Here is a 24,337-nt window from a genome sequence, read left to right as displayed (position 1 = left end):
TCCCCGGAGTTAAATTGGTTTTGATATGCAAGTGTGAGAAATACTGACTAAGCAAAACCAAAAGCGTTTTATCATTACATAATAGTAAAATATTTATGGATGATCAAAAGTTGATTCAAGAGGCCAGAGAATCTGGCGAAGAAGTTAAAGAAGGCCTGATGTGGCATACCTATACATTGGATGATGTTGTGGTTCAGATTCCTAGAGAAGGTGATGAGTGGAGGCTTGATAGGATCAGAGATATTTATGATCAGTTAGATTCGGAGGTTCCAAAGCCAAATATTAGATATATAGAGAATGAGGAAGATGAAGGAGGGGTGGTTTTTGAGAGAGTGAATGGCGAAATGTTCAGAAATTTCAAGCAGAGATTAGAAGACCAAGAAGACAATTCCAGTTCTTGTAGGGATTTGAGAGAAAATTATCTGGATGCTGTAGAGAATGCAGGTGAAGCATTAGCACTTATTCATAGTTCAGAAGTTATTGGAGAAGGTTTTGGCTATTTTAATCGAGAGGAGGATGGAATAAAAGCGCCTTATGATACATGGAGAGGATATGTTGAAGAGAAAGTAGATGAACTTCAGGATGTCCCGGAAATTTTTGAACGAGCAGCCCAGATAGGACTTGAGAATTTTGATCTAGAGAAAGTGCCAGAGAAACCTGATAGAAGAATACTTCATGAAGACTTCAATTCGTCCAACTTAATGATCGAAGATGATGCTTCAATTAAGGTATTTGATTATGATAACGCGATATACGGGGACCCTAATTTTGGTTTCATAAATTCCATGTACAAACTGTGCGACTTTGATGACAAAGATGCTCTAGAGAGATTTAGGGAGGGCTATATTTCTGTCAGAGAATTGGATATGTCGGAGGGGGTTGAAGAAAATTATGTTGCTTTAGCCGTACTCAAGAGTGTAGGAGCAGGTAAATGGGTGCATGAGAATAGGGATGTAGAGTTTCTTGATAGTCTTGCTGATGATGTTAATTCATGGGCTGAAGAGCACTTTGGATAGTGATTGTGGGAAGAATGTTTGGATGGTAGGAGAGCTCATTCGTCTCTTTCGTATTTCCAGTCTTTTGGAATGTTTCCTTCGTTTCGGTGGTAGGAGGCGATCTTTCTGACCTTTGCCTCAGTGAGCTCCAGCTGCCTGATTGCTTCCTCGTCTTTCTGGTTCTCTTCAATGTGATCTTGGATTGATTCTGCCTTGTCTACAAGGTTCTGAAGGTCTTCCGGGATATCGAGTCCGAATCCTTCCTCTTCAAGTATTTCTGTTATCTTCTTATCAGTTACCTGTTTGACACTTGGGATACCGTACTGATCTCTGAGCGCCATTCCGATCTGTGAAGGATCTTTACCGTCTTTTCTGAGTTTTACTATGAGATCGATTACTTCGTCCTCATCGTAGTCCATCCATCTCGGGTTTTTCTTTGTTACAGGTTTATCAGGTCCTGATGAACCTCTTCCGTCGTTATGCATTCTTGCCATTTTTTATCACGTGCTGATCCGGTCAAGCATGATGCTTTCCCGGTCTGAAGTAGTATTCGAGCCAATTTTTATATAAAGAAAGCAAGAGACGGAGTTATTCTCATTTTGATAACCCAGCATACGGGTTGAGCGCTACTGTTATAATTATCCTAAGGAGAATATATAGCGATACAGGCAGTACAAGGTAGAAGAAATTTTCTATCTTAAGTTTTGACTCGCAATTCAATGAATAGAAAATTGGTAGATTAAATGCTATTATAGAAGAAATAAAAATTAGATCTGCACTGGGGCTAGCATCGGCAAGATTACCTATTATACCTAAGGATTCTCCGCTGGTTTCTGTTTGATTTATATACTGTTGGAGTTCTTCAGAAAACTCCAGCAGGGACGCTAAAGCTGCTTTATATGAGGCCAGTGACACTGAGCTTGTTATAGCTATTATAAGACTGCCAATTACAGTATCGGCTGCGGATCCATTTATCTCTTTGAATATGTAACCTATTAACCCTACCATGATAGCATTTAGCAAGAAGAATCCGAAGATTTCGGTCAGAAAAATATCAGATATAGGTGCTGCGAACACTGAGAAAATTGTTGTCGAGAGAAAAAGCAGCGCATAAAGAGCGGCTTTAGTACCTCTATTTCTTGCTGTTTCTGCCATGAAACTATCTGGAGCCTATTCCCTTTTATTACTTATAGCGGCCTCTCTGTTCTACTTCTTCTAGCTGTTTCAGAACGTCTTCTGAGTCCCCGTATTCTCTGTATCCTTCCAGAAAGTTTCTCCATGCTTTTTCTGCCACTTCCGGATGCGAGCTTTCCAGCACCTGCTTCAGTAGATGGATGTCAACCGCGCGGTCCTCTGTTCTATGGGAACGGAAAGATAATCCGAAGTCTATCAGGAATACCTTGCTGTCTTCGACTATGGCATTACTTGTGGTTAGATCTCCATGAATTATATCGATAGAATGTAGTAGAGAAATGTTTTCTCCAAGTTTATCAAGTAGTTCTGGTTTATTTTCGACCTTATGCTTGAGTTTTTCTCCCTCTATCTTCTCTAGTTCAAGGGTTGAAGCATCTGTTTTCTTGACTTCTGGAACATTTACTCCGTATTTATTAGCCTCAGAGAGCAGGTTTTTTTCCGTTTCGGTTCTCTCTTTCCTTATCTTTTCATCCAGCTGTTCGTGCCGGTACTTTTTCTCAGGTCGTTTTTTGATTACTTGGCCTTCTCCTATTTCAACTGTTGCTTCTGCTCCTTTCTCTGTTTTCATCCTTCCTCGGATTCAAGATAGCGCCTGACTTCTAAAAGACTTCTCCTTCTGAGCTCCTCGCGGTACCCGTCCTCAGATTCCAGGCCTAGAATATGTTCTCTAACAAGCTCAGCGCTCAGAATCTCTGGAACTATTATGTAGTCGGCGCCTCTATGAAGCAGGTTTTCTGCGTCTTCGACTTCACCGGCTCTAAGGATTTTACCGGCATCAGTCTCAACTGATAGTACTTGATCAGAGACCTGTCTGAAAGGTACTGTTGAGACGATTACTTTGGCATCTTCTGGATGTGCGTGTCTCCATGTATCAGTTTCTAAGACGTTTCCATAAATGAATTTTTCATCTTTTTTCCTGAGTTCGGAGATTTTTTCAGGGTTATTCTCCATTACAATGAAGTTGGCATCCATCTCGTTCAGCTGCTCTGCAATTCTTTTCCCCTGAACATCGTAACCTATCAGAACTACATGATTTTCTAGTTCCGAGCCTATGTTGCTTTCCGGAAGAATCTGTTCCTCAGGTTCTAGAATGTTGAATCTTTCCAGTAGCTCATAGAGCTGATGTTCGTATACTTTTGTGTATGCAGAAGTTGTCATTGTTACCGTTGCGGCCAGTATTATTGATTGGAAAAGAGGTTCAATTATTAGCCCGGCTATCCATGCCTGTATCGCTATTATGAGAGCAAACTCACTTGTCTGGTCAAGACTAACTCCTGTCAAGAAGGAAGTTCTTGGATCATAGCCTTGGTGTATAACTGAAATAACTATCAGAGCGGGCTTGATTATGACCGTTAATACTATAAGACCAAGCGTTAGAAGTAAAGTGGCTGGATCAGGGAAAGTGACAAGTACTCCGATGGTAACGAAGAAGATTGCAGAGAAAAAGTCTTTGAGAGAGCCCATTGTATCAAGTAATTCAAGGTTGTGAGGAAACCGGGCGACCGCTATACCTGCTGCGAAGGCACCTACCACTATTGAAAGCCCGAAGTATCCGGATAATGCAATAAAACCGGTAAGGAAGGATATACCTATTAGCATTAAAAGCTCGGTTGACCCATCTGCTAGAGCCGCTATTTTATCGAAAAGTATTCTTCTGATCAATAACGCTGTTATTATTATCCCTGCGGCCACAGCTATATTAGCTCCTATTTTTGAGTATGTGAACTGTGTAGAGGAAAGGACTACGACCAAACCGACCGCGAGTACATCCTGGATAAGATGTATAGACTCAGCGAGTCTTCCGTGAATCAAGTTCTTATCCACCTCTTCGGAAACCAGTTCCAAACCCACAAGTGAGGAGCTGAGGGTTGCAGCGGTGCTAAAGTAGATGGACTGTAGAATACCTAGATTGATTATCTGTGCAAAGCTGAAGCTGACCGCTCCAACTAAAAGTATCTGAGCGAGGTTCACGGAGAGTGCCTCTCGGCCGACCGCCATAAGTTTTTCTGGATCAAATTTTAATCCGAATATGAAGATGAGGAAGGCAATACCTATTTGTGCCAGTCCAAGTAATTCCTCTCCACTGACGTGGAAGCTGATTAGGATACCTGCTGTCAGGTAGGCAGGGATCGCCGGCTGTGAGAACCGGTTCGCTATCAAGAGCATAGCTGCGGATGCGACAAAGATCAGTGTGAGAGAAGTGATCAGTTCAGCCATTTCTACCACCCCAGTGAATAGTCTCGAGTTCGTCTTCTATTTCTTCCTGAAATAGATTCGGGTCCTCAAGGTAAAGCTCAAGGTAATCAGCCATTTTATCCCCTGTAACAATGTTTTCTATCACCACGTAATCCGCATTTTTCTCGTATAGCTCGGCTGCATCTTCGAAGCTGTCTGCTTCGAGGAAGGCGATTGTTTCCCGCTTTTTGTCTCTCAGTATCTGGTGGTTTACCTTCCTATCCTTGGATACTGAGATGATAATTTCTGCCTTCTCTATTGCTGCAGCTTTTCTTATCTCTCCGTGGTTAAAGTCGCCGTAGATATACTCGTAAGATGATTTAGCTAGTTCTCTCGTATTTTCCGGGTTCTTGTCTATAACCACAACGTTAGAATAAGTTTCCTCAAGGAGGGGAGAAAGCCTTTCTGTGATTCTGTCATAACCGATCACTATCGCGTGATTACTCATCCGTTCGATTTCTACATCTTCTCCCTCATCAGTTGTTATCTTCCTCACAAGACCCTCCACTTTTCTATAGACTTTTTCATTGAAGTTAAGCAGGTAGGAAGACGAGCTCATAGTTATTATTGCAACAAGACTGATGAAGCCGAGAAAGTTCTGACCTATCAGCTGTTCTGAGGCAGCTAATGCTCCCAGAATAAGCGAGAACTCGCTTATCTGCGTCATGTTAATACTGGTTTTGAACGAGGTCTGGGGTGTGAATTTCATGCGATCCGTTAGTCCGAAGAATATACCGAACTTTCCGATCATAAGAACTGCTGAGGCTAAAACTGCTTCTACAAAGTAGGTGGATAACTGTTCCGGCAGTATTTGTAGTCCGAAGTTGATGAAGAAGAGAGCCATGAATAGGTCGGTTAATGGTCGCACTCTTTCCTGAAGCTCGCTACTGTAAGGGAGCTGTGCCAGACTCAGGCCGGCGAAGAAAGCTCCGATCTCCAGAGACAGGTCTAGATATTGGGCTCCAGATATCAATGTAAACGCCCATGCAATGCCGTAGATGAAAAATGCATGTCTGTTGATTGATGTTTTCTTAAACATTTTAGGTAGGAGGTACTTTGATGATGCCAGTGATATACCTCCTACGAGACCTATCATCACGAGTATCTCCCCGAACCGGAACAGGGTACCTGTTATGCTGTTGAAGTTAGCAGTTAGAATTGCCAGTATTAGAACGACAACTATATCCTGTATAAGTAGAATTCCTATGTCCAGGCGGCCTGGTAGAGTGCTTGCCTCATCCTTATCTGTTAGTATCTTTACAACTAGGGCTGTCGAGCTGAACATTGCTGCAGCACCAAAGAAAACTGATTCAATTACTGTGAAACCTAGTAGAAAACCGGTTGCGAATCCTAGAGCTGCTGAAAGAGCCATTTGGGCGATTCCTATTAGAACTGTCGGTCCAAGCACCTCTCGAATCTTGCTAACATTTATCTCCAGGCCGATGAAGAAAAGTAAGAATACGAGTCCCAGTTCTGAGAAAAGCTGTGTTGTTTCAGTCTGCCCTAGCAGGCCTATACCTACCGGGCCGAGTATCAAGCCTGTCAAAATGTAGCTTATGACGGTCGGTTGTTCTGTTTTCTTCGCGATGAAGGATAGTACTGTGGCCAGACCGATAATCAAGGCTAGTGCTTCAAAGCCGGCGTTCATCCCTGTATGATTTTTTGTATTTCTTCCCTCTTAATAGGTCCCTCCCGGTGAACCGTGATTCCGTTGTTTAACTCCAATATAGTAGAAGTCGGCCCGTTGTCAAGTTCTCCATGATCAATTATGTAATCTGCTTTCTCCCTGAGTTCGGGGGATATGTTCTCGACTGAGTAAGAGGTTTCTTTACCTGAGATATTGGCGCTGGTAGCGGTTATAGGAGTGTTTTCAGCCAGCTTTCTCGCTGTTTCCGTGGAGGATATCCGGAATGCGAAATGCTCGTTTAGGTTGTCAGGGATATTCCCCTTCTTCTCAGCCACCACTGTCAAAGGTCCAGGCATCAATTCCTCCGCTACTTTCTTTTCCTCCTCTGATAACTCTGCATATTTTTCTGCCTGCTTCAGAGAATAGACTATGGTCGTTAATCCCTTGCTTCGGGGCCTCTGCTTCATTTTGTAGACTTTTTCCACCGCATCATTATTCGTTGCGTCAGCTGCTATCCCATAGGCCGTTTCAGTGGGGAATATAACTGTTCCTTCTTTTTCGATAATTTTTCTGGCTTCTTCAACCTGGTTTTCTAGAACCATATTTACACACATATACTATAATCAGATCAACTTTCAATAAATCACGTTATTTCACGGAAGGATATTCAAAAAGATGCCGCCGATGATGTTTTGGCTGCACGTCGCTTCTGCTGGTAATGATGCTTTCACTGCGGTTAGTTCAAATATTCCGCAGTAGTTTTCAGCGTATCCTGGTTCAACACACCTTGCATCACTGCCGTAGGATTCAGATACATGGAAACACCTCTGTGGTTCTTGGCAAGTGTTATACATACTACAGCTCTTTTCTGTTATATACGGTTCAGGATTGGATGTTGCTGAATTCGCTAAAGGAACCCCTAATCCCAGTGCTATAACAAGTAGAAGAATGATAGATACGGCAATAGCGGCAGTTTTCCGAGTCACCATAGGATGATTATGTCGTCGATATTCTAAAAAATTCTCTTTAAGACCTGAGAAAGGCTTGAAAAGCTTATTTTCCTACAGCCATGTAACTTCTACCTCGTCCGGCCTCCAGTTTGATTTTTTACCTGAATTTTCTATATTTGTTTCTATATCTGCTTTAAGCTCTATCATGCCCTGGTGTGCGATCATGGTGCCGTTGTCCATACAGTATTCTGGGGGCGGGAAGTAGGCCTCTGCATCTCGCTGCTCGCACATCTTCTCCACCATCTCTCTGAGCCGGGAGTTCATCGCCACCCCGCCTGTCAATAGAGCTTCATCGCTGTTCTCCTGAGCCATCGCCCGTTCCAGTGCTTCAACCACTGCAGAGTATGCATGTTCCTGGAAAGAGTTCGCTATTGTTTTATCATCTTTCTTTCCAATCTTCCTCTCACATTCCGTTACAAGCCCAGAGAATGAGAAATCCATTCCTTTGATCGGATAGGAGATATCAATTATTTCATCCGTTTTCTCAGCTAGCTTCTCTATTTCCGGTCCGCCAGGATGCGGATAGCCCATCTCCCGCGCCAGCTTGTCCAGAGCATTTCCTAACGCGATATCCAGGGTCTCACCTATTATTCTATACCGACCGCTTCGATATTCTATTACCTGTGAGTTTCCTCCAGAAACGTAGAGAGTGGCCGGTTTTTCCGCTTCTGTGGTCCTTTTCCCGATTGAAATATGTGCCAGGCAGTGGTTGACACCAACAAGCTCTAAGTCATATCTCAGTGAAAGGCTTCTCGCCATTACCGCTCCAACATCAAGGCACTGCGGTATACCCGGACCCTGTGAGAAAGCAATTCCGTCAAGTTCCCCGGCTTCAAGATCAGCTTCCTGCAAAGCATTATTCAGTATTTCCAGTGCATGCTGGTAATGGTGTTCGGCGGCTTTTCTCGGATGGATGCCACCCTCATCTGGTTCGAACATTGATCTCTGGTTCGCCAGTATCTCTTCTTCACTGACAATTCCTGCACCCAGTGTATGGGCGGTGGATTCGATTCCGAGGATCTTCATATGAAAGAAGTAGTAGCTGGAAATGTTAAAAATTGGATGCTAGAACAGTTGTTCCAGCTCATTCGTGCTTGGTGTAGCCGCATTTGCCGCAGCTTTTCCGGTCTTCGTGTTCTGCTAGGAAGCTGCTGCATCTTGGGCATTTTTCTACATCTGTTTCTCCGTCTTCGCTGTACTTCTCCCATCTCTTGACCTGTGCGTGTTTCGCCATTTAACTCACCTTTTACTTCATCTGGCCTTCAAGCCATTCTTTGAGGGTTTTCCTGTCTTTGTTGTCTTTCTCTGCCTGAAGTGCTGCTTCGTAGTCAGTTTCTTCCATGTCTCCAAGTGCGTCCTTGGCTTCTGTGATTGTTCCTGATACAATGTTCTCGTATTCTTCTGTTACTTCTGTTTCCTCCACCTTTTCATCTGCTGTCTGTTCTTCTTCAGGATTTTCTTCAAGTTCTTCGTTATACTCAAATTCCTCGTAGATCTTGAGTCTGCTGACAGACGTGTTCTCTCCGTTACCTGTGTAGACTTTCTGCACCTCTATCTTTTCTGTGTCAAGATCATTTTCTGCTGCTACACGGCTTTTGATATCTTCCGTAGAAGGAGTAGATTCTCCTCCATGATCTAGTTTTACTTCTATCTCTCTTCTGTCAAGTAGAGGATTCTCTCTTACAGATGCTATTTGAGCTTCCATTTAGAGATCACCTTCGTGATCTTTTCGATGTCCGGAAATTCTTTGAATTTCGTACATAGTATGATTTACCTCGTTCGAATTGCGTATTTTCCGGGTGTCTGGATTTCAAGTCGTTCAGCTATATCTGAACCTTCCGAATCATAGATCACTACCAGTCCGCTCCATGATTCCGATAGATCGTTGTTTTTGCATACAGGACACTCTGTTGCATCTTCGACAATCCTGTTACACTGTTTGCATGCTTTCTCCGCCATAATTATTCTTCCTCCTGTTCTTCGTCTTCTTCCTCTTGTTCTTCCTCGTAAAGTTCGATCCATTCGTCTTTTCCAAGTCCTGGCTGTCTCATTGTCAGGTTAATCTTGTTGGTATCCTGTTTTTCAAGTGATACAGCGATTATTCTTGATGTGACCGTGTCTCCGACTTCGAGTGTGGACTGTTCTTCTTCGGAGACTAGCATTGATTGCTCCTCATCCAGGTTAACATATTCGTCCATGATCTGTGATACGTGGCAGAGACCGTCGAAAGCTCCGATTCGGATGAATGCTCCGAACTCTGTAATGTCTACAACTTCTCCGAACACTACTTCGTGTAGCTCTGGCTCATAGACCATCGCGTTGTATTCAACATCGTAGAAAACTCCTGCATCTTCTGGCTCTATTTCTCCGCCTTCGATAGATTCTACGTTTTCAACTCCGATTATTACTCCGATTTCCGAGTTGATTGTTCCCTCAACTTCCTCGGCGAGTCCTGCTTTGACACTTTCCTCTACGTCTTCTCCGAGATGCTGTGGGGGAACTCTTACCTGATCCTGGATTGTCAGTTTTTTGTACATATTATCCCTTTTAACAGATAGAAAGTTTGACGCAAGTTTTAAATTGGAACTGGGTTTTGTTGTTCATAGATTCTGGGCTCGACCGTTCTTAACTTCAAGATGATCGCCGGTTCGTATGATTATAACCGGTCTTGAGTTTTCCAGCAGTCTTTGTTTCAGTTCTTTGTCGTTTGTCGCCACGATGAATTTGTCAGAGATATCGACTATGAGGTCGTCAACTTCTCCGCCTCCCTCTGTCTCAAGTACTTCTATATCCTTCTTGTCAATCAGTTGCTCAACAAGGCCGCCATATTTACCTCCTTTGATGCTTCTGGCTTCCTGAACTGCATCATCAATGGTATAAATGCTGCAGTGTGGGTAGAGTCTTTCTAGTTCTTCAAATATGTCGAATGAGAACTGGAATGGTGCTGTTAGAAAGTTTGTATCAAGCAGGATTTTGCTTTCCATACCAGTGAATTATTCTGAATCTTTAAAGGTGAAATCAAACAGTTTTTCCTCTCCAATTTCAGGCTCCCGGAGCATACCTTCTGCTTCAATTTCTTTCCATAGCCTGTCTGCCCATGACTTGTTAACTTTGCCTAGAAGCATTTTTTCCTTATTTTCTATTTCTTTCCAGTCATGGTATCCGCTTAGGTAGATGTGGTGTCTTAGGGCTTCGCGGTTTCTGGCGAGAAGATTGAGTGCTCTTCCCTCCGTTCCCCCTAGCTGTATTAGTTCTTCAGCTATACTGCTGAATTCTTTCTTGAAATCGTCTGACTGAGAAAGCTTATACGCAGCGATTAAACGGAGATGGTAGTCAAACTCCTTGTTATCGTACATGGTTCCGGTGGCTTTCTCCCTGTAAAGTGCACCTCCTTCTTCAGCTCTATCGTAGAAAGGTGTGTGAAGACCGAGTATCTCCGAGAATCCCGACTCCTCTCCTGCTTTAAAACCGTTGTAAGCTCTTACAGCGTGGAAAAGTTCGTGTACTGTGACCATTTCGGCCTCCTCTTTCGAGTACATTCTCTCCCTTTTTTCTCCTTCTGCAACTACTACTGTCTTCTCTTCAGGCGAGTTGAAACATCCAGCTGTTTTTCTTGTCTCCACGCCGTAGTTCATTCCCAGTCGTGCGATCTCCTGTTCGAACATTCTCTTGACTTGTTCAGGAGTTAGTGTTTCTCTTAGCTTTCCTTTTTCTATCTGTTTCAGTTCCTGCTTTGAGCTTCCAGCGGTTTCTTGATCTACCATTGGCCATATTTCTTCCGAGTAATTTCTCCAATTTTCCTCGTTATCTATGTTTGAGGCTAGCTTGATGTAAAGCTCTATTTCGTCTAGTATACCTGTAAAGAGTTCCTGCAGGTCTTCCGGTGTTAGTTCTTCGGCCCCGTAACTTTCCAGATGCTGCCCGGCGATTTCATCTGTCCCGGCTCTGCATTCCTCAAGGATTTCAAGGAGAGTTTCTCTGCTGTAGGGAAACTCCTGGAATTCGAATTCAGGTTTAAAATCTCTATCCTTCTTTCTAGCATCTTTGAACCGTTTCAGTTCCTGCTCTTTGTTTTCTATCTTTATGGTCCTGAACCACTGTGTTCTCTCCAGTAGCAAATGTACAGTGCCGGTGAGTTCTTCCAGAAGCTGTTCTCTGTTGAATTCTATTTTTGTCTTCCTGCCATTTTCTATTATTTCCTTCAGCTTTTCTAGAGAAGGCTGCATAATGAAACACATTGACTACAAGATTCAAAACTGTTGTTTGATGAGAATTGTTCATGGGTTCGAAGGTTGCAGTTTTATGGGACAGCGAGGTTGATTGGGATGGCAATAATCCCTTCAAGAAAGATTACGTGAACTCAAGCTACGTGGTTTTCTCCGAGATAGCTGAGGAGAAAGGTGGTGAAACACTGGTTGGTAACTTCTCCTGGTATTCAGATGGTGAGATGGAGAAAGCTTATCGGTTCAGCGATGGAGGTTGGGAGAAGGTCGAGAATGTCTCAATTGATGGTATCTTTGACAAGTTCAAGTTTGGCGATGAAACCGTTCCGATCAAAGAGAAGATGCACGAGGATCTTCCGGTCCTCAATAACTACGAACTGGAGGAGATATGTAAGGACAAAATGCTTACATACGAGAAGTTCTCGGAGAGTGTTCCAGAGGTCAGAGAGGCAACCCGGGAAAACGTTTTGGAGATGCTGGAACGGTTTGAGAAAGTAGTTTTGAAACCGAGATATGATTTTGGCGGTGAAGGAGTAAGAATAATTGATAGTATAGAGAAGTTTGAAGCTGGGGACGATCTGCTTGTCCAGAGATTTGTGGACTCCTCCGGCGGCATACCGGAGCTTGAAATTGATGGCGTACACGATCTCAGAGTTATTATCGTAAATGGTGAGGAATCAACGAGCTTTGTCAGAACGCCTGATGAGGGTTTGATCAGCAATGTTTCTCGGGGAGGAACAATGCATAATGTAGAGCTTGAGAATATCCCTGAAGCTGTTTATCCGGTGATTGATGAGGTTGAAGATGTTTTCAGCAGTCTGGGTAACCGTGTTTATGCTATTGACTTCATATTTGATGAGGAAGATAGACCGTGGATTCTTGAGATGAATTCGAAACCGGGTCTTGTGTTCTATGATGATCCGGAGGTTAGAGAATGGAAGGAGCCGTTGATGGAGAAAGTGGTTGAAACGCTGCTGGAAATGATTCGGTAATTATTTTTCTTTTCTCTTTTTCTGTAGAGCTCTTTCATGCATCCTACTAACAAGTCTCATCGCAACGTCAACTCCAATTATCTGGTTCATTTCCTTACTGAGGCCGAAGGAGCCGTTGATTTCAAGTATGAATGGTTCGCCATTACCTTCTATAACATCACATCCACAGATATCGAATCCTGTTACACCTGCTGCTTTCCGAGCTGCTTTTTTCATTTCTTCATCCATATGTGCCTCAACTCTTTCCCCTCCACCTGAGATATTGGACCGCCAATCGTCGTCGCTTGATCGGGAGTAAGCCATGATTTCATCTCCTATAACTATTATCCGTGTATCAGTTCCGCCGTGTTCCTTGAACTCTTGAAGGCATATCTCCTGTTCAAAGGATTTCATGGTATCCATAACAGGTTTCAGCTCGCTTTCGCTTGAAGCTCTCATAACTCCTTCGCCGCCGACTCCTTTCACGGTTTTCATTATAACAGGGTATCCGAGTTCCTTGGCAGCACTTACAGCTACTTCAGGGGAAAGTGTGTATACGCTGTTGGGTACTCCTATACCGTTTTCAGCCAGTACTTTCATACTGTAGAATTTGTTTGATTCATAGGCATAGGTATCATTTTGGGCCTGTGTCACGACATCTTCCTCATTCAAAGCTTCGGAGAGATGTTCGGCGAACATCATATCTCGATCGTCCGTACGGATATACACTGCATCGTATTCTGTTAGGTCTATGTCTTTGTATAGAACTTTCTGATCTTCCGGTGAGTGGAAAAACTTTATTCCATCTATCGGCGCGGCGAGTACTGATTCAAAGATATCCTCCGCTTTCTCCATTATCATCTGGTGTTTTGTGGATACATCTCCGTATATTATCGCTATTTTCATGGTTTTAATCCTCTTTGAGAGTTTTGGCTACTGCTGAGAAAGCGTTTTTACCGGCTTTTTCGGAGTAAAGCTCAAGGTCAGGATTAGGATTGATATCGTATATTTCACTTCCTCTTATCAGTACTTCTGTGATCCTTAGTCCTACGGACTCACAGGCTTCTCTGACGAGTTCTTTCTGTGAGTTATCCAGATTACAGTATTTCAGATTTTTGCCAGTGAACTCCCAGCCATCAGAGCCCTCCTTCAGGGATATCACCTCTCCCTCAATGAATAGACATCGATACTTTTCTCCTTCGTTCAACTCTTGGAATAGAAGTACGTCTTCCTCGTATTCGATTCCGTCTGAGAAGCTTTTGATTTCTTCTTTGCTATCGATTTTTCTTTTCTCTGTTTCCTCAAGATCTTCGAGTTTTTTACCTATAATAGGGAATTCCAGATGCTTGTCAATATTTCTGACTGCTTTTTCTGCTGCCACTGAAATGGTGGTTGGTGACTCTATACCTCTCTTAGTTAGAACGTAGTACAGGTAGTTTTTTTTGGCTGCGGTGAAGTATGCTGTGGAATAATTATCTACAGGTATATCTTTCTCCTCTATCGTTTCGAGTAGAACTCGTCCGAAAACAGCATTTTTAGCGGGTATATCCGTGAATACTGCGTCGAAGTTTCCAATGGGTTCATCCTCTATTCTTAACCGAGCTTCTCCGTCTACTACTTGTGGCGATACTCTTGCCACATCAATATCCTTAACTTGGTCGAAAAAATCATCGAATCCTGTTACTTCCTCATGAGAAATGGTGAGTAACCGGATAGCTATCATTCCTCCTCTTCAGGGGACCAAAGGCGTGTCACGTCACCTTCCTTTTCCCATTTTTCCATATAGTCTGAGACAGGTTCCGGCATACTGTTTTTCAGAACTCTTCCTTGTCTCATTATCCTTGTAAGACGTGATTCAAGGGTCTTTGATAGTTCATCATAATAGCTTCTGTCGGAGTAGATGAGATCATTTTCGATCCTCCAGAAAGCCGTCGTTCCTTCAGGTGCTATTACAGTATAACCGGGTTGTCCGGTATTTTTCATTGCTTCATACATTTTTTCTTTATCCACATAATATACGCCTCCGTCTTTGGCTGCAGGATCTGCGATCAGTATCTCGTTTTCTTCAACACCAAGGCAGAGAACTTGATGGGAGCTTTCAGAGTTTGAAAGAAGTTTTTCTCTGTTTACCTCTGCAATTACCAGGCCGTTATCGTTGAACCAGGTTTTTAGCTCGGCTCCGAGATCTGTCACGTTATCATGCTCTATAAAACCGGTCTTGACCTCGTTATCTGTCAGTTTTTCCACTGCTTCTCCGATATCTTCGTGGGAGTCCGTTTTGTTTTCATCTGCTATATCCTCCTGCTGGGCTCGGAAGCCAAATATTTCCAGGGCCATCACAACTGATGCTGCGCTGGCTAGTTTAGGTTTCTCAGCTATAAAGTAGTTTTTAATGTCTTCAAGAGTTTCGATATCGCTCTGAGTCCTTTTGACGGACATGTTTGATTTCATGAGTTTGTTGTTTGGCGATAGAACTGTTCGACCTGATTGTGTATCCATCACAGTGCTGAAAAGTGATACGTTACGTATTTTTGCTTTCTCACCGTCAAGGTCTATCTCTTCGCCAGGGTTAGCGACTCTGGAGTTTTTCAGATATATTCCTGATGCATAGTTCTGGAATAAATCCTTGAAGCCGTAGAAAAGTAATCCTGCGATTAGGAATGCTGCTGCCCATGAAGAAGCCCTAATAAGTTCGTCAACAAATGCGGTTCCTATTCCAAGCTGAGTAAAGGATATCTGCAGTAGAAGCAGGTATAAGAAAGCCTTGAAAATTCCTGCGAAAAGTTTTAAGGCGCTTTTCGAAAGCCCTATTTCCCGGAAATACATATGTACTCCGACCTTTTTGATGAAGTCAGAGCCGGCTTTGGTTGTAATGTTAATGGCCAAGAATCCGAGTATCACTATTAAAATGGCCGATATCATCTGTGGTACAAAATCTATCAGTGACTGCACTATTCCTGTCTTTACTCCTGTGTTGAGATATAGAAGTGCTACTATAATTATACCGGCGTCAAGTGCATAAGTTGAATATCTTAGAGCCTCATTTCTTTGTTCTATTTCCTTCTGTGTAAGTTCTTCCTCACGGAGAGTCCAGAATCTTCTAACCGCCATGCTGAGTACTTTTACTCCTAGATGACCGAATACCAGTACTAAAAGTGCTAATCCCACACTTACGAGTGGATCCCCCGAGTTCATCAGATCTAGTACCAGAACATTTCCCCTCTATAATGTCTTATTTTGAGTTCTCGGTTTAAAAGACTGCTTGAAGGTTTTAGGTTGATGTAACCTTGCCGTGTCCGATTAGCCGCCAACGAGAGCCTATCTGCCGGGAAAGTGCAACACGGTCGCCTTCCTCGGCACAGATCGGCATCTTAAGATCTATCTCAACAGTTTTTCCAAGACCTGTGACGGCTCCGGCTGATTTTCCTGTACCAACATTGATCATCAGTGGCTCACCCTTCTTTATGTTTTCGATTTCCTCTCCTTCATCTGAGCCGACGAGTTCCTCCATAAGCTCTACATCTATCTTAACTTTGCTGGTGGTTTCCGGTACTTCTCCTTTCTTTCCTAAAACGTTTCCTGCTAACCCATCTGATTTCGATAGCGCTGGATCGAGTGAGGTCTCAACTGCGAGAAGTCCTCCAGGTGTTCCTTCTTCTACAGGTTCTCCTCCGTGGAGAATTGTCTCTATTTCTGTCTCAACGCTGTTCCATTTACCGTCTTCTCTCACACCGGGTCTTATCTCTATTTTCTCTCCTTCCTTCAGCTTTCCTTTTACCAGGCTTCCACCTAAAACACTTCCCTTTATTTTGTTTATATCGGTGCCGGGCTTGTTGATATCGAATGATCTTGCTATAAGCATTTTCGGTTCTGATTCTGTATCTCTTTCTGGTGTCGGAATTTCTTCTTCTACGGTTTTGGTGAGTGCGTCAATGTTTACTTCTTGCTGTGCTGAGATAGGTATTATTGGCGCATCTTCAGCTACAGACCCTTCCAGAAATTCTTTGATCTGACGGTAATTTTCTTTTGACTCCTCTTTTGAGACTTTGTCAATCTTGTTCTGTACAACGACAATGTTTTCTATCCCGATTATGTCAAGTGCTGCAAGATGTTCTCGGGTCTGGGGTTGTGGTACTTCCTCGTCAGCTGCTACAAGAAGAATGGCGCCATCCATTATAGCTGCTCCGGAGAGAACATTAGCCATTAGTGTTTCGTGGCCTGGAGAATCTACAAGTGAGATAGTTCTAACATGCTCACCTTTCCCGTCCACATTGAAACCGTCTTCGTCCTGATAATAGGATACATCTGCATATCCAAGCTTGATGGTAATACCTTTCTTCAACTCTTCGGAATGTTTGTCAGTCCACTTACCTGTGAGAGCGTTGGTCAGCGTGGTCTTTCCGTGGTCTACGTGACCTACAAGACCTATGTTGACTTCTGGTATTTCTTCTGTCATAACAGTTTATTCTTCGTCTTCTTCATTTAGAAGTTCATCAACTGATTTGGAGCCTTCTTCAATCACAATGGTGTTCAATTGTTCGATCTCTCCGCTTACAGTATTACCTCGGACAGATTTTCTTCTCCTGACTCCGTCTTCGTCCTCTCTAATCCCTGAACCGTTTTCAAGTAGAATTCTCTGTCTTTCTGTGCCTTCGATGGATTCTCTCATAGGGAATCCCTGTCTGTCAGTTCCTCCTGTAATCTCTAGTGTGTATCCTTCCAGACCGACGATGCCGCCGTCGAATTCTTCCCCAATCTGGTCTCCATATAGCTGTGGTTTTTCCTCTGTCTCGATCTGATGTGTTTGTCCGTTTGAGTCTCCAACTGTAATTTTCATAATTTAGTCACCTCAGTCGCCTGATGGTTAACCGACAGGGTTCCGAGCATTACCATAACCGTGTCCAAGTTTTAAAACCGGTTCCACATTCTACGAGATTTTTTATTCAATCATAGGCAACCCGGTTACATGAGAACCAGGGTATCTTTCCAGCTTATAGGAAGCTTTCTCCAGATATTTGGCTACTTGCTCATAGCCCCTGTCTTTGTCGGCCTTTACTACGATGAAAGTCTCTTTATGCTGTCTGGTTTTATCTTCTCAGCTATAATGTGTGTTACGACAGGAGCTGTACTGGAGAGGATAGGTTTACGCGAATCACCTTCCGTAAAAGAGGCGATGTTCTCAACTGTTCTTGGATGGTTTCTGGCTCTATGTTATGGGGCGATACCATTCCTAGTGTTTGACGTAAGTATTATTGATGCACTTTTTGAGGCGACAGCTGGTCTGACAACTACAGGGATTTCAATGTTTTCTAAGCCCCAGAATCTTTCCCATTCTATTCTTTTCTGGAGGTCTTTCATGCAGTGGTTAGGAGGTCTTGGTATCCTGACTTTCTTTATAGCGGTTATTAGAGAGTCAGGGGGTGTAGCCAGAAGGCTTTACTCTGCAGAAGCTCACAAAACCGATTCGGGGTCTATTCGCCCATCTCTTGAGAAATCGATAATAGACCTTTGGAGAGTTTATGGTTTTCTGACAGCGGTATTTGTTGCTGTCTACATTGGTCTTGGCATGCCGGTCTTTGATTCGTTTCTACATGCATTCTCAGGTATATCAACCGGAGGGTTCTCGATTCAGGGATCAAGTCTAGCTGCATATGGAAACACAATTCAAATGATGACGATACTGCTCATGTTTATCGGCGGTATAAACTTCGTTCTTCTGTACCGGTTCTTGAGATCCGATCTTGGACCTATGATAAGGAGCTCAGAGTTCCGTTTGTATGCACTTATTTTCGCTCTTATTGGAGCTATGACGGCTTTAGAACTTGTTTTCAGTGGGATCGGATTCCAGAGATCGCTGATTGATGGATTTTTCCAGTCCGCTGCTGTAATATCATCTACCGGTTATTCGACAATGGGTATAATGTCGTTATCAATACTTCTACAGGTTGTTTTCATAGGTTTGATGTTTGTTGGTGGGTCATTAGGTTCAACTGCTGGAGGATGGAAAATCTTCAGATTGAAAACCATGATTGAACTTCTTAAAACCCGGCTCCGTGCCTTCAGTTTACCTGAGTCTGCTATTAATGAGGTTAAAATTGATGGGGAGCTTTTGGAGGATTCTGCTGTCCGGACTATATCTGTACTATTTTTCACGTGGGTTTCAGTAGTATTTATTTCAACACTTGTAGTTATTTTCGTTGAGGATGTTGGATTGATGGCTGGGTTGTCGGGTACGGTCTCTGCTGCCGGTAATATGGGTCCGGTTTACATGCAGCAAAGTATGATGGCTCTTGAACCTGCTACAAAAATTCTGTGGATTGTGGTGATGTTGGCTGGAAGACTTGAGATGCTTCCGGTGCTCGCAATTTTTAATACGGAGCTTTTCAAAGACTCATAATTATGTACGTAGTTGTAGCAGGGATCACCACTATTGGAAGAAAACTGGTCAAGTCTCTAGAAGACAGGCATGATGTAGTGGTTATTGATGAAGACGAGAGCGAATGCGAGAGGCTTTATGCATCTTCCGGTGCAACAGTAATCAATAAATCACCAGGAACAATAAGAGCGCTTGAGGACGCTGGTATAAGCAAAGCTGATGTCGTAATATCTGCATTACCGGACGACAATGAAAACATGGTTGTATGTTCCCTTTCAAAGAAATTTGGTGTTTCCAAGGTAGTTACCCGGGTTGAAGATGATGAATATCTTGAGGCTTTCGATATAATAGGGGCTGAGACAGTTGCACACACCGACTTGCTTTTATCAGAGTTTTTGAGTGCTGTTGAGCATCCTTACTTGGTTAAACTTGCCAACATATCAGAAGGCAGGAAAATCTTGAAGGCTAAAATTGAGGAGGATTCATCTCTATCTGAAAGAACTGCTAAAGAACTCCGAGATGATAAATCATTCCCGGACAGGTACAAGATTGTTACCGTTATGCAGGGAGATAAGACAATCTCCAAGGATGTAAACATTCAGCTTGATGAAGGAGACGAACTTGTTCTTATAGGCCCGGAAGGCCAGAAAAAGAAACTTGACAATTACTTTCAGAACCAATAATCTGACACTAATTTTTCCTGGTTCTGCTTGAGGAATAAACCACTTTAAACCTTTAGATAATAGTAAATGTATGACAGCTATCGTATGGCTAAGAAGGTCGCTGAGAGAGTATGATAACACCGCTCTTGTCGAAGCCTCGAAACATCACGATGAAATTATACCGTGTTATGTGGTAGATAAAAATTATTTTGATGAAACTGAACTTGGTTATCCTAGGGTACGGTTCTGGCGCAAGTCACTGGAGAAGCTGAAACAGAATCTGAAAAACGATGGCAAAGACCTCGTAATCCGGAATGGAGTTCCATTAGAACAGCTAGAAAAAATAATTGAAGAAAAATCAGCTGATAAGCTATATTTTAACAGGGACTACTCTCCCTATTCTAAGGAGAGAGGTAAAGAAGTTAGGGAACTTGACCTAGAAGTAGAGAGCTTCAAGGACATCGTAATGTTCGAGAAAGAGGAGATACTAACAAACTCCGGAACTCCCTACAAAGTCTATACATATTACAAGAATAAGTGGTTCGACAGTGAGAAACCTAGACCGCAGGAACCTGAAGAATACTCGGTTCCGGACATTGAGTCGGAAAAAATTCCTTCTCTGGAAGATCTTGGATTTGAAAAGCCGGATCAAACCAAATGGATATGGGATCCGGGCAGAGAGGGAGGAAAGCAGAGACTTGAAGAATTCAAGGAAAAGATTTGGAGTTATGATGAGAACAGAGACTATGCCTGGAAAGACTCCACCTCAAAGCTTTCGCCACATCTCAAGTTCGGAACAGTTTCTGTAAGAGAAGTTTTCTGGGAAACTGAAAGGGTTAAGGCCAGAGACTCGGACTCTGATGGTTCAGGGATAGAGGCCTGGCAGGAGGAACTAGCGTGGCGAGACTTTTACTTTCAGATGCTTTGGAACTTTCCTGAATCAGGAGAAAAAGCGCTGCAGGAACAGTTCAGAAGTATTGAATGGAGATCAAAGGAAGAGGCTGAAGAAGACTGGGAACGGTTTATCAACGGAAGAACAGGTTTTCCATTTGTTGATGCTGGTATGAGACAATTGAAAAAAACCGGATGGATGCATAACCGGCTGAGAATGGTTGTAACATCTTTTGCATGCAAGGATCTCTGGCTTGATTGGAGAGATCTACACGATTACTTCTCCAGGATGTTCGTTGATGCCGAACTCTCATCAATGATCGGTGGGATACAATGGGCCTACTCAATCGGGACTGATTCACAGCCTTACTTCAGGGTTTTCAATCCCTGGACACAGGGAGAGAAATACGATCCAGAAGGGGAATATATACGGAAATGGGTTCCTGAGCTTCAGGATGTTCCTGACGAACATATCCATGAGCCACATAAGATGAATAAACTGCAGCAAGAAGATTCTGGGGTTGAGGTAGGTGAAGATTATCCTAATTCGATAGTGGATCACGATGAGATGAGGGAGAAATCAACTGAGAGATTTGAACAGGCAAGGGATTAAATTTTCTCTAATTTTTCCTATCAAGAACCGGAGTGTTTTCTTCAAATTCTTTTACCTTATCTACAATTATGTCTGGAACTCTTTTCGAAGTCACTATACCTCTGTCAACTAAGTAGAATGTCATGAATGCCATTACAGATCCAAGCAATGCATCAGAAAACCAATGAACCCCTAAGTAGAAAGTAGAGACTATAACGGCTAAAGTAGCTCCCAGGATCGGCCATCTGTAGTTTTTAGTGTATTTGAACGCATAGATGGCTGCAAGAACCGACATACCTGTATGAAGTGAAGGAAGAGCTTTCGTTAGAGGATCAATGATTGTGATTCCCTGATAGATAATAGGGTGGAATTCATAGAGAAGAGGTTCCACTCCAGCGAGATAGTAACCCGTGACCTCGACCGGTAGAAGGTAGAAGAAAGGTGCGGATATAATGATTAGTAAAATGTAAGAACCTACATACTTCATTTCAGAACCATTATCAAGCGAATGCAGCTTGAAATACGTTAAAACCATTAGAACAGGGTAAACTACCAGATATGTGAAGATGAAGAAAACGGTAAGCAATGGATGAGTGAAGTACTGGAAAACAGCTACAGAACTACCTTCAATCCAATAAATTATTGGTGTGAACGTCGGCATAGGCTGGAAAAAGGAGAAAACGTTCACTATGTTAGACACGATAAGTGCATAACCGATAACTTTGAGATTTTTAAAGCTGAAATGATTACGAAGTTCCCTCAAAGGCTCTTTCAAGGCAACGAAAAACGATAAAACTAGGCTGGCCATTATAGCTCCAACAAGACCGCTTGCAAACAATAATACGTTTTCACTATACATCCTATAGAAACCGTATGACTGAAACAGATTTAAATGCTCTATTCTAACGGCCCTAAAAATCGAATTAGAAGATGATAGAGCAGGTATAACGGTAGCAATGAAGATTATCTGTAGAAGTACTTTCTATGCTTTCAGCTAAAAATTTACTTAAACACTCACTGAGAATAGATTGATAGTGATAAGCAATTAATCGTGGCCGACTCAAACCTTGGACATTACTCATTCTCTTGACGGTTATAATGGGAACCGCGGCAGGACTGACGTGGGAGAATCCTTCTGAAGATGGAGAAATTTTTGATTCAAACAATATTATACTCAATGTATCAGAAGGTGATGACAGTTATGTGGATTTCTGGGTGAAGGGGGAACAGGAAGCCAATTATACTTTAGGAGACAATGTGACAGATGAATACAAAGGTTACTATAATTATACCCTAGATGAGGAAGGAGATGGAACATATGATATTCTGGCGAATAACTCGGCAAATGAGGAAAATAGGACAGGAATAATTTTCGATAGTCAGACACCTAATCTGGATGATAATTCTCCGACCGGGATTACAGGTGATAGTCCCACTGTGGATATTCAGGTGTCGGACACTGGTGATTCTGGAGTAAATTACAGCTACATAAACGTCACAGACCCAGGTGGGAACGATGTTGACAGCAAGAAAGGAACTAGTCTAAGTCTTTCGGGTCTTAATTCGGGAGATTATACAGTTGACTACACAATCGTCGACAATGCTGGGAACACTGAATCCGGTTCTTGGTCATTTACAGTGGATACTTCTTATGATGGTGATGAGAATCCATCGGTAGATATTGAAGGGGAAGATAATAGTGTAGTCGATTACGATGAGGATACTGATATAGATGTTGATTTTGGAAGTGCTGACTCCACTTCTGATACAACTGCAACCTGTGTGGTAGGTGGCGATGATATTGATTCGAATACGTTTAATTCTGCTAGCAGCGGAAGTAATGAGTTGACATGTACATTAGATGACAGCGACGATGATTACTATGATACCACAGCAACTGTAAAGGTAGAGATTGAGGACGAGGCAGGTAACTCAAAGACCTATGAGTACGGAGATGTGGCTTTTGATGCTGAGAAGCCGACAGTCTCAGAACTAGATTCCTCTACAGGTCTGAACACGTTTAATGATAATTTTGATGTGGAATATTCGGCCTTTGATGATGCTTCCTCGGTAGATGGAGCTGAGTACTACTTTGATGTTGGCACAAATACTGGAGATGGTACCTCTGTATCGGATGGAGATTTCACTGCTGATCTTAGTGATCTTGAATCAGGAAGTCACACTCTTTACATTAGAGCGCAGGACGAAGCGAGCAGATGGAGTAGTACAGAAACCTTTAATTTTGAATACTATCCCGATAGAGATCCTGAGGTTTCTTTAACCGTTCCTACGTCAGTTAACGTTACCTCGGGAGAATCAACCGAATTCGATGTAAGTTTGGAAAATACAGGAGATTTCTACATTGAGGCAGTTAACCTCAATATTGAATCTGATCTTATCTCAGAGAATGAAACAGTATCGGGATTAGAGCCAGGAGACTCTATAACTAAAGGTTTTGAGGTCGAGACATCTGAAGAAGATATAGGAGAGTATTCTGTCGATGTCTCAACTAAGGGCCCTGAATCTTCAGAGGACTTTGATCTCCGGGTGGAGGCAAACGAGGATCAACAGCAGGATATTGAATCCACTCTAAGCGAGTATGAAGAGAAACTTGAATCGCTTCAGGCTAATGTCTCCGAGCTTGAAGGATCTATTTCGGAAGAACAGTCTAAAGAGCTCTCCTCGAACATGTCGGACTTTAAATCAAATGTTGAAGGGGCTAGAGAAGCAGTTGAAGCTGGAGAGTATTATAAAGCGAATTCGGACTTGAGTAGTGTTGATTCTGATTTCTCAAAGGCGAAGACTACCTATGAAAATGTTAGGGATGATTACCAGTCAAGCCGTAGACTCAAGATGATTCTCGGAGGGTTTGCAGCTTTGATTTTTGTAGGTCTTGGGTCGATATTCGTTTTGAACAGAGAGGATATAATAGATGTAGATGAACATATAGAGAAACTGGAGGAAACTGCAGACGACACTGATGCGGAAGGCATTGATTTAGGAGCTATTAAAGAGAAATTGTCTGAGATTCTAAATAATGATCCGGATGCTGAAGAGTTTGAGTGGGATGGATTCAAGGATTAGAAACTCTTTCAACGCCCTCAAATTTCTCCTGAAAGAGTCCTTTATCTCGACCGGTTTTAATTACCTCAGCCATTTCATCGACAAAATCTTTGTTCCTTGCAGCTTTTGAGACGGCTTCCTCGATCAATAGCTGTGTCTGTGGGTCTTCTTTCAGATCTTTGACGAGGGATGAATCTGCTCTCTTTGCTTTCAAATACTGTGAGACGGCTGGTTGTGTCAAACCCATTGTTTCAGCGATCTCCTCTTGTGTATGACCATAGCTCTGGTGAAGTTCTTCTGCAATAATCTTCCTTACCGCAGGAATAATTTCCTCGCTGATTACTTCGGATTCGAACCTCATGTTGAAACAAGGATTATCACACCGTTATAATTACTTTGGTTTTACGATCCTGATATTCAGTAGTTGTTCATCACTCAGTCCCTATTTGGAAAGTTTAGAGTTGAATTCAGTGACAGGATTTAAGTTTGTGAAATTTC

At 42.7% G+C, this 24,337-nt stretch carries 27 protein-coding genes; 6 read left to right on the top strand and 21 right to left on the bottom strand.

What is annotated here, in order from left to right; all coding sequences use genetic code 11:
• The first annotated feature begins 95 nt into the window (after positions 1-95).
• Positions 96-1,016, top strand: coding sequence for a hypothetical protein (locus tag BRC29_05205; GenBank protein PSG99487.1), 921 nt, complete (start codon positions 96-98; stop codon positions 1,014-1,016).
• Positions 1,017-1,051: 35 nt separating this feature from the next.
• Here the strand turns inward: BRC29_05205 and BRC29_05200 are convergent, their stop codons facing one another.
• The 14 genes from BRC29_05200 to BRC29_05135 form a co-directional block, all read right to left on the bottom strand.
• Positions 1,052-1,489, bottom strand: a complete 438-nt coding sequence (locus tag BRC29_05200; GenBank protein ID PSG99486.1) for a 30S ribosomal protein S15 — start codon at positions 1,487-1,489, stop codon at positions 1,052-1,054.
• Positions 1,490-1,589: 100 nt separating this feature from the next.
• Positions 1,590-2,150, bottom strand: a complete 561-nt coding sequence (locus BRC29_05195; protein PSG99485.1) for a hypothetical protein — start codon at positions 2,148-2,150, stop codon at positions 1,590-1,592.
• Positions 2,151-2,178: 28 nt separating this feature from the next.
• Complete coding sequence (locus BRC29_05190; GenBank protein PSG99484.1) at positions 2,179-2,757, bottom strand: Kae1-associated kinase Bud32; 579 nt, start codon at positions 2,755-2,757, stop codon at positions 2,179-2,181.
• Positions 2,754-4,415: a potassium transporter Kef gene (locus tag BRC29_05185; protein ID PSG99483.1), complete on the bottom strand. Its 1,662-nt coding sequence runs from the start codon at positions 4,413-4,415 to the stop codon at positions 2,754-2,756. The genes BRC29_05190 and BRC29_05185 overlap by 4 nt, the downstream gene beginning before the upstream one ends.
• Complete coding sequence (locus BRC29_05180; protein PSG99482.1) at positions 4,399-6,072, bottom strand: potassium transporter Kef; 1,674 nt, start codon at positions 6,070-6,072, stop codon at positions 4,399-4,401. Before BRC29_05180 ends, BRC29_05185 begins: the two co-directional genes overlap by 17 nt.
• On the bottom strand, positions 6,069-6,665 hold the full coding sequence (locus BRC29_05175; GenBank protein ID PSG99481.1) for a threonylcarbamoyl-AMP synthase: 597 nt from the start codon (positions 6,663-6,665) through the stop codon (positions 6,069-6,071). The genes BRC29_05180 and BRC29_05175 overlap by 4 nt, the downstream gene beginning before the upstream one ends.
• A gap of 39 nt (positions 6,666-6,704) precedes the next feature.
• Positions 6,705-7,040 carry a hypothetical protein gene (locus tag BRC29_05170; GenBank protein ID PSG99480.1) on the bottom strand — a complete coding sequence of 112 codons (336 nt, stop codon included), beginning with the start codon at positions 7,038-7,040 and terminating at the stop codon, positions 6,705-6,707.
• A 72-nt stretch (positions 7,041-7,112) separates the two neighbouring features.
• Complete coding sequence (locus tag BRC29_05165) at positions 7,113-8,087, bottom strand: UGMP family protein (protein ID PSG99479.1); 975 nt, start codon at positions 8,085-8,087, stop codon at positions 7,113-7,115.
• 58 nt (positions 8,088-8,145) lie between these two features.
• A complete protein-coding gene (locus BRC29_05160) occupies positions 8,146-8,295 on the bottom strand; it encodes a 30S ribosomal protein S27ae (protein ID PSG99478.1) in 150 nt (49 codons plus the stop codon).
• 12 nt (positions 8,296-8,307) lie between these two features.
• Complete coding sequence (locus BRC29_05155; GenBank protein ID PSG99477.1) at positions 8,308-8,766, bottom strand: hypothetical protein; 459 nt, start codon at positions 8,764-8,766, stop codon at positions 8,308-8,310.
• Positions 8,767-8,831: 65 nt separating this feature from the next.
• A complete protein-coding gene (locus BRC29_05150) occupies positions 8,832-9,020 on the bottom strand; it encodes a DNA-directed RNA polymerase subunit E'' (GenBank protein ID PSG99476.1) in 189 nt (62 codons plus the stop codon).
• A gap of 2 nt (positions 9,021-9,022) precedes the next feature.
• On the bottom strand, positions 9,023-9,598 hold the full coding sequence (locus BRC29_05145; GenBank protein ID PSG99475.1) for a DNA-directed RNA polymerase: 576 nt from the start codon (positions 9,596-9,598) through the stop codon (positions 9,023-9,025).
• A 63-nt stretch (positions 9,599-9,661) separates the two neighbouring features.
• Entirely contained in the window at positions 9,662-10,045 is a 384-nt protein-coding gene (locus tag BRC29_05140) for a hypothetical protein (GenBank protein ID PSG99474.1), read from the bottom strand.
• A gap of 9 nt (positions 10,046-10,054) precedes the next feature.
• On the bottom strand, positions 10,055-11,287 hold the full coding sequence (locus BRC29_05135; GenBank protein PSG99473.1) for a hypothetical protein: 1,233 nt from the start codon (positions 11,285-11,287) through the stop codon (positions 10,055-10,057).
• A 53-nt stretch (positions 11,288-11,340) separates the two neighbouring features.
• On the opposite strand from BRC29_05135, the gene BRC29_05130 reads away from it, so the two are divergent.
• A complete protein-coding gene (locus BRC29_05130; protein ID PSG99472.1) occupies positions 11,341-12,276 on the top strand; it encodes a hypothetical protein in 936 nt (311 codons plus the stop codon).
• On the opposite strand, the gene BRC29_05125 is transcribed toward BRC29_05130, so the two are convergent.
• The 5 genes from BRC29_05125 to BRC29_05105 all read right to left on the bottom strand — a co-directional run bounded on the left by BRC29_05125 (position 12,277) and on the right by BRC29_05105 (position 17,092).
• A complete protein-coding gene (locus tag BRC29_05125) occupies positions 12,277-13,161 on the bottom strand; it encodes a hypothetical protein (GenBank protein PSG99471.1) in 885 nt (294 codons plus the stop codon).
• Positions 13,162-13,165: 4 nt separating this feature from the next.
• Positions 13,166-13,978, bottom strand: coding sequence for a hypothetical protein (locus BRC29_05120; protein ID PSG99470.1), 813 nt, complete (start codon positions 13,976-13,978; stop codon positions 13,166-13,168).
• Positions 13,975-15,450: a hypothetical protein gene (locus BRC29_05115; protein ID PSG99469.1), complete on the bottom strand. Its 1,476-nt coding sequence runs from the start codon at positions 15,448-15,450 to the stop codon at positions 13,975-13,977. Before BRC29_05115 ends, BRC29_05120 begins: the two co-directional genes overlap by 4 nt.
• A 76-nt stretch (positions 15,451-15,526) precedes the next feature.
• Positions 15,527-16,711 (bottom strand): translation initiation factor IF-2 subunit gamma, encoded by a 1,185-nt coding sequence (locus BRC29_05110; GenBank protein PSG99468.1) that lies wholly within the window; start codon positions 16,709-16,711, stop codon positions 15,527-15,529.
• Positions 16,712-16,717: 6 nt separating this feature from the next.
• A complete protein-coding gene (locus tag BRC29_05105) occupies positions 16,718-17,092 on the bottom strand; it encodes a 30S ribosomal protein S6e (GenBank protein PSG99467.1) in 375 nt (124 codons plus the stop codon).
• A gap of 129 nt (positions 17,093-17,221) precedes the next feature.
• On the opposite strand from BRC29_05105, the gene BRC29_05100 reads away from it, so the two are divergent.
• The 3 genes from BRC29_05100 (at position 17,222) to BRC29_05090 (ending at position 20,797) form a co-directional block, all read left to right on the top strand.
• Entirely contained in the window at positions 17,222-18,652 is a 1,431-nt protein-coding gene (locus BRC29_05100) for a hypothetical protein (protein PSG99466.1), read from the top strand.
• 2 nt (positions 18,653-18,654) lie between these two features.
• Positions 18,655-19,314: a hypothetical protein gene (locus tag BRC29_05095; protein PSG99465.1), complete on the top strand. Its 660-nt coding sequence runs from the start codon at positions 18,655-18,657 to the stop codon at positions 19,312-19,314.
• 70 nt (positions 19,315-19,384) lie between these two features.
• Positions 19,385-20,797, top strand: a complete 1,413-nt coding sequence (locus BRC29_05090; protein ID PSG99464.1) for a deoxyribodipyrimidine photo-lyase — start codon at positions 19,385-19,387, stop codon at positions 20,795-20,797.
• 7 nt (positions 20,798-20,804) lie between these two features.
• Here BRC29_05090 and BRC29_05085 read toward each other — a convergent pair whose 3' ends face one another.
• A complete protein-coding gene (locus BRC29_05085) occupies positions 20,805-21,635 on the bottom strand; it encodes a phosphoesterase PA-phosphatase (protein PSG99463.1) in 831 nt (276 codons plus the stop codon).
• 239 nt (positions 21,636-21,874) lie between these two features.
• On the opposite strand from BRC29_05085, the gene BRC29_05080 reads away from it, so the two are divergent.
• On the top strand, positions 21,875-23,860 hold the full coding sequence (locus tag BRC29_05080; protein ID PSG99462.1) for a hypothetical protein: 1,986 nt from the start codon (positions 21,875-21,877) through the stop codon (positions 23,858-23,860).
• Here BRC29_05080 and BRC29_05075 read toward each other — a convergent pair.
• A complete protein-coding gene (locus tag BRC29_05075; GenBank protein ID PSG99461.1) occupies positions 23,850-24,200 on the bottom strand; it encodes a hypothetical protein in 351 nt (116 codons plus the stop codon). The two genes, BRC29_05080 and BRC29_05075, sit on opposite strands and share 11 nt — an antisense overlap.
• Between the last annotated feature and the right edge of the window lie 137 nt (positions 24,201-24,337).

This window comes from Nanohaloarchaea archaeon SW_7_43_1, from assembly GCA_003009795.1.
Lineage (GTDB): Archaea > Nanohalarchaeota > Nanosalinia > Nanosalinales > Nanosalinaceae > SW-4-43-9.
The sequence above is the reverse complement of the archived record's forward strand: the minus strand, read 5'-3'. Positions and strand labels throughout refer to the sequence as shown.

Excerpts from the sequence above, each read along its gene's own strand:
- BRC29_05205 (PSG99487.1), top strand. The coding sequence starts at position 96 with ATGGATGATCAAAAGTTGATTCAAGAGGCCAGAGAATCTGGCGAAGAA.
- BRC29_05200 (PSG99486.1), bottom strand. The coding sequence starts at position 1,489 with ATGGCAAGAATGCATAACGACGGAAGAGGTTCATCAGGACCTGATAAA.
- BRC29_05195 (PSG99485.1), bottom strand. The coding sequence starts at position 2,150 with ATGGCAGAAACAGCAAGAAATAGAGGTACTAAAGCCGCTCTTTATGCG.
- BRC29_05190 (PSG99484.1), bottom strand. The coding sequence starts at position 2,757 with ATGAAAACAGAGAAAGGAGCAGAAGCAACAGTTGAAATAGGAGAAGGC.
- BRC29_05180 (PSG99482.1), bottom strand. The coding sequence starts at position 6,072 with ATGAACGCCGGCTTTGAAGCACTAGCCTTGATTATCGGTCTGGCCACA.
- BRC29_05175 (PSG99481.1), bottom strand. The coding sequence starts at position 6,665 with ATGTGTGTAAATATGGTTCTAGAAAACCAGGTTGAAGAAGCCAGAAAA.
- BRC29_05170 (PSG99480.1), bottom strand. The coding sequence starts at position 7,040 with ATGGTGACTCGGAAAACTGCCGCTATTGCCGTATCTATCATTCTTCTA.
- BRC29_05165 (PSG99479.1), bottom strand. The coding sequence starts at position 8,087 with ATGAAGATCCTCGGAATCGAATCCACCGCCCATACACTGGGTGCAGGA.
- BRC29_05160 (PSG99478.1), bottom strand. The coding sequence starts at position 8,295 with ATGGCGAAACACGCACAGGTCAAGAGATGGGAGAAGTACAGCGAAGAC.
- BRC29_05155 (PSG99477.1), bottom strand. The coding sequence starts at position 8,766 with ATGGAAGCTCAAATAGCATCTGTAAGAGAGAATCCTCTACTTGACAGA.
- BRC29_05150 (PSG99476.1), bottom strand. The coding sequence starts at position 9,020 with ATGGCGGAGAAAGCATGCAAACAGTGTAACAGGATTGTCGAAGATGCA.
- BRC29_05145 (PSG99475.1), bottom strand. The coding sequence starts at position 9,598 with ATGTACAAAAAACTGACAATCCAGGATCAGGTAAGAGTTCCCCCACAG.
- BRC29_05140 (PSG99474.1), bottom strand. The coding sequence starts at position 10,045 with ATGGAAAGCAAAATCCTGCTTGATACAAACTTTCTAACAGCACCATTC.
- BRC29_05135 (PSG99473.1), bottom strand. The coding sequence starts at position 11,287 with ATGCAGCCTTCTCTAGAAAAGCTGAAGGAAATAATAGAAAATGGCAGG.
- BRC29_05130 (PSG99472.1), top strand. The coding sequence starts at position 11,341 with ATGGGTTCGAAGGTTGCAGTTTTATGGGACAGCGAGGTTGATTGGGAT.
- BRC29_05125 (PSG99471.1), bottom strand. The coding sequence starts at position 13,161 with ATGAAAATAGCGATAATATACGGAGATGTATCCACAAAACACCAGATG.
- BRC29_05120 (PSG99470.1), bottom strand. The coding sequence starts at position 13,978 with ATGATAGCTATCCGGTTACTCACCATTTCTCATGAGGAAGTAACAGGA.
- BRC29_05115 (PSG99469.1), bottom strand. The coding sequence starts at position 15,450 with ATGAACTCGGGGGATCCACTCGTAAGTGTGGGATTAGCACTTTTAGTA.
- BRC29_05110 (PSG99468.1), bottom strand. The coding sequence starts at position 16,711 with ATGACAGAAGAAATACCAGAAGTCAACATAGGTCTTGTAGGTCACGTA.
- BRC29_05105 (PSG99467.1), bottom strand. The coding sequence starts at position 17,092 with ATGAAAATTACAGTTGGAGACTCAAACGGACAAACACATCAGATCGAG.
- BRC29_05100 (PSG99466.1), top strand. The coding sequence starts at position 17,222 with ATGAGAACCAGGGTATCTTTCCAGCTTATAGGAAGCTTTCTCCAGATA.
- BRC29_05095 (PSG99465.1), top strand. The coding sequence starts at position 18,655 with ATGTACGTAGTTGTAGCAGGGATCACCACTATTGGAAGAAAACTGGTC.
- BRC29_05090 (PSG99464.1), top strand. The coding sequence starts at position 19,385 with ATGACAGCTATCGTATGGCTAAGAAGGTCGCTGAGAGAGTATGATAAC.
- BRC29_05085 (PSG99463.1), bottom strand. The coding sequence starts at position 21,635 with ATGTATAGTGAAAACGTATTATTGTTTGCAAGCGGTCTTGTTGGAGCT.
- BRC29_05080 (PSG99462.1), top strand. The coding sequence starts at position 21,875 with ATGGGAACCGCGGCAGGACTGACGTGGGAGAATCCTTCTGAAGATGGA.
- BRC29_05075 (PSG99461.1), bottom strand. The coding sequence starts at position 24,200 with ATGAGGTTCGAATCCGAAGTAATCAGCGAGGAAATTATTCCTGCGGTA.